Source organism: Caulobacter sp. (assembly GCF_035254145.1).
In the GTDB taxonomy this organism is placed as follows: Bacteria; Pseudomonadota; Alphaproteobacteria; order Caulobacterales; family Caulobacteraceae; genus Caulobacter.
The window spans coordinates 1-3,029 of the sequence record NZ_DATFAV010000058.1 but is presented as its reverse complement, the minus strand read 5'-3'; the positions used below and the strand labels follow the sequence as shown (position 1 = coordinate 3,029).

Genomic DNA, 3,029 nt, shown 5'->3' with positions numbered 1-3,029 from the left:
GAGCTGATGTTCGAGCTGGCCCGTCGCAACGGGATCACCCTGCCCTACAAGTCGGTGGACGAGATCCGGGCGGCCTACGCCTTCTCGAACCTGCAGGACTTCCTGGACATCTACTACCAGGGCGCGGGGGTGCTGATCACGCAGGCTGACTTCAAGGACCTGGCCCTGGCCTATTTCAAGCGCCTGGCGGCCGACGGCGGGACCCATGCAGAGATCTTCTTCGACCCCCAGACCCACACCGATCGCGGCATCGCCTTCGACACGGTGATCAAGGGCCTGCTGGCCGGCATGGACGAGGCCGAGAAGACGTATGGCGTCACCTCCAAGCTGATCCTGTGCTTCCTGCGCCATCTGTCGGAGGAGGCCGCGTTCGAGACCCTGGAACAGGCCAAGCCGTGGCTGTCGTCCCTGGCCGGCGTCGGCCTCGACAGCTCGGAGGTCGGCCATCCGCCGGCCAAGTTCGCGCGCGTGATGCAGGCCGCCCGCGACCTTGGCCTCAAGGTCGTGGCCCACGCCGGCGAGGAAGGCCCGCCGGCCTATGTCTGGGAAGCCATCGACCTGGTGAAGGTCGACCGCATCGACCACGGCAACCGCGCGCTTGAGGACGAGGCCCTGACGGCCCGCCTGGTCAAGGACGGCACGACCCTCACGGTCTGCCCGCTGTCGAACCTGAAGCTGTGCGGCGTGCCCAGCCTGGACGTCCATCCGCTGAAGAAGATGCTGGCGCTGGGCCTGAAGGCCACGGTCAATTCCGACGACCCGGCCTATTTCGGCGGCTATCTGTTGGAAAACTACCTGGCCACCGCCGACGCCGTGGGCCTGACCCGCGACGAGATCGTGACCCTGGCCAGGAACAGCTTCACCGGCTCGTTCCTGTCCGACGCCGAGAAAGCCGAACGGGTGGCCAAGGTCGAGGCCTACGCGGCGAACGCTATCTGAAACCCTCTCCCTCCGGGAGAGGAGGGACCCGCCGCGCGGCGGCGGGAGGTGAGGGGTTCCGACGGCCGACGGTTCAGCCCCTCTCCCCTGCCCCTCTCCCCATGGGAGAGGGAGGCTGGCTCTAGCCCAGCGCCCCGCGCAGCGCGTCGCACAGGCGGTCGAGGCCTTCGATGTCCAGGGCCGGGTCGAGGGTCAGCATCACGGTCGAGGCGGCGATGTGGTCGGCGATCGGGGTGTCGTCGGTCTTCACGGTCAGGTCGCGGACGGCGCAGCTGGCCGACACGCCCGCGTGGCGCAGCTTCCAGGCCACGGTCCCGGCGTCGTCGCTGGGCAGGGTCAGGGCGCAGGTCGGCGAGACCCAGCTCATGCCCCAGCCCGGCTGGAAGCTGACGCCGCTGTCCAGCAGCAGCACCCGCAATTGCTGGGCCGTGGCGCAGAGGCGATGGCGCAGGCCGGCCCAGGCGGCCAGGCCGTCGTCGCCGACGAAACCTCGCGCGTCGATGGCGTTGACCGGCGCGGCGTCCTCGCAGGCCACGAACACGCCCTCGCCGCTGGGCAGGCCGATCAGCACCGGCACGGGCGCCTCGATCATCACGTCGAAGGCGGCGAAGGCGTCGACCAGGATCGGCAGGCCGGTCTCGGCGCGAAAGGCGGCCCAGGCGCGCATGTCGGGGGCGCGGCCGTGGGCGGCGGCCGGCACGATGGCCTCCAGCGGCCCCGGCGCCCGCGGCAGGCGCGCGCGAAGATGGGCGGTGTCGAACATGGCGCTGAACGGATCGACGTCGACCAGCCAGGCGGTGAGGCCCGCGGCCGCGACGCCGGCCAGGGTCTCGGGATCGACCAGGGCGGAGACGACGCAGACGCCGCCGGCCCGCACGCCCAGCGCCTTCAGCGTCGCGGCCACGGCCTGGGCGCGGTCGGCGAAGGCCCGGGCGCGGACCGGACGGGCGAAGCGGCCGGCCAGACGCTGCTCAAGATCGGAAGCGTAGCCGGCCTCGCCCAGGGCCCTGGCCACCGCCGTGAAGTCCAGCGGCGTGAAGTCCAGCGGCGCGGCCGCGCGCGCGCGCGGCTTGGACGATGGAAACACGGCGGGAGCGGCGAGCGGTTGCGGCGACATGAGCTGAACGAAATCCACGACGAACCGGGCGACCCGGCGGCCGCGCCAATATGGTTAAGCAACCGTATTCATCGATTCCGTCCCGCCTAATGCGGCGCGCCGTCGCGGCAAAAACGTCTATTCGCCCGGCTATTTTTGCCAGGTGTCCCTCAGCTCGCGCTTGAGCACCTTGCCGATGTGGCTGCGCGGCAGGCTGTCGAGGATCTTCAGGTCGGTCAGGCGCTGGGTCTTGCCGACCTTGGCGTTGACGAAGGCCTTGATCTCTTCCGGATCGGCCTGGCCCTTCACCGCCACGAAGGCCACCGGAGTCTCGCCCCAGGCGTCCGAGGGCACGCCGACCACGGCCGCCTCGACCACCGCCGGATGGGTCGCCAGCACCGCCTCCAGGTCGGACGGATAGATGTTGAAGCCGCCGCTGATGATCATGTCCTTCTTGCGGTCCATAAGCGTCAGGAAGCCATCCTCGTCGAACCGCCCGACGTCGCCGGTGCGGATGAAGGCGTGGCCCTCGGGCGAGGTCCAGGTCGCCTCGGCCGTCTTGTCGGGCCGGCCGAAATAGCCGTTCATCATCGCCGGCGAGCGGCCGACGATCTCGCCGACCACGCCGGGGCCGACCTGGCGGCCCTCCTCGTCGATCAGGCGGATGTCGTGGCCGGGCGCGGGCTGGCCCACCGTGTGCAGCTTGTCCGGATGCTCGTGGGCCAGGAGGATGCAGGTGCCGCCGCCCTCGGTCATGCCGAAGTATTCGACCAGGCCGCCGGGCCAGCGCTTGAGCACCTGGCCTTTCAGCTCGGCCGCGAATGGGGCGCTGGTGCAGAACTTCAGATGCGTGGTCGACAGGTCGTAGCGGTCGAAGTCCGGGTGCTCCATGAGCCGGCGGTACTGCACCGGCACCAGCATGGTGTGGGTCATGCGGTGCTTCTGGGCCAGCTCCAGATAGCGCACGACGTCGAACTTCTTCATCAGCACCACG

3 protein-coding genes are annotated in these 3,029 nt (G+C 69.8%); 1 reads left to right on the top strand and 2 read right to left on the bottom strand.

Annotation, left to right across the window (positions count from 1 at the left end; translation table 11 throughout):
- On the top strand, positions 1-939 hold a 939-nt coding region (locus VJ655_RS03165), incomplete at its 5' end, for an adenosine deaminase (RefSeq protein ID WP_324098170.1).
- Positions 940-1,060: 121 nt separating this feature from the next.
- On the opposite strand, the gene VJ655_RS03160 is transcribed toward VJ655_RS03165, so the two are convergent.
- Positions 1,061-2,056 (bottom strand): DegT/DnrJ/EryC1/StrS family aminotransferase, encoded by a 996-nt coding sequence (locus VJ655_RS03160; protein WP_324098168.1) that lies wholly within the window; start codon positions 2,054-2,056, stop codon positions 1,061-1,063.
- A gap of 129 nt (positions 2,057-2,185) precedes the next feature.
- The coding region (locus VJ655_RS03155) for a class I adenylate-forming enzyme family protein (protein ID WP_324098166.1) at positions 2,186-3,029 on the bottom strand (844 nt) is incomplete at its 5' end.

Bases quoted from the DNA above. Each gene is read 5' to 3' on its own strand.
- VJ655_RS03160 (WP_324098168.1), bottom strand. From the start codon at position 2,056: ATGTCGCCGCAACCGCTCGCCGCTCCCGCCGTGTTTCCATCGTCCAAG.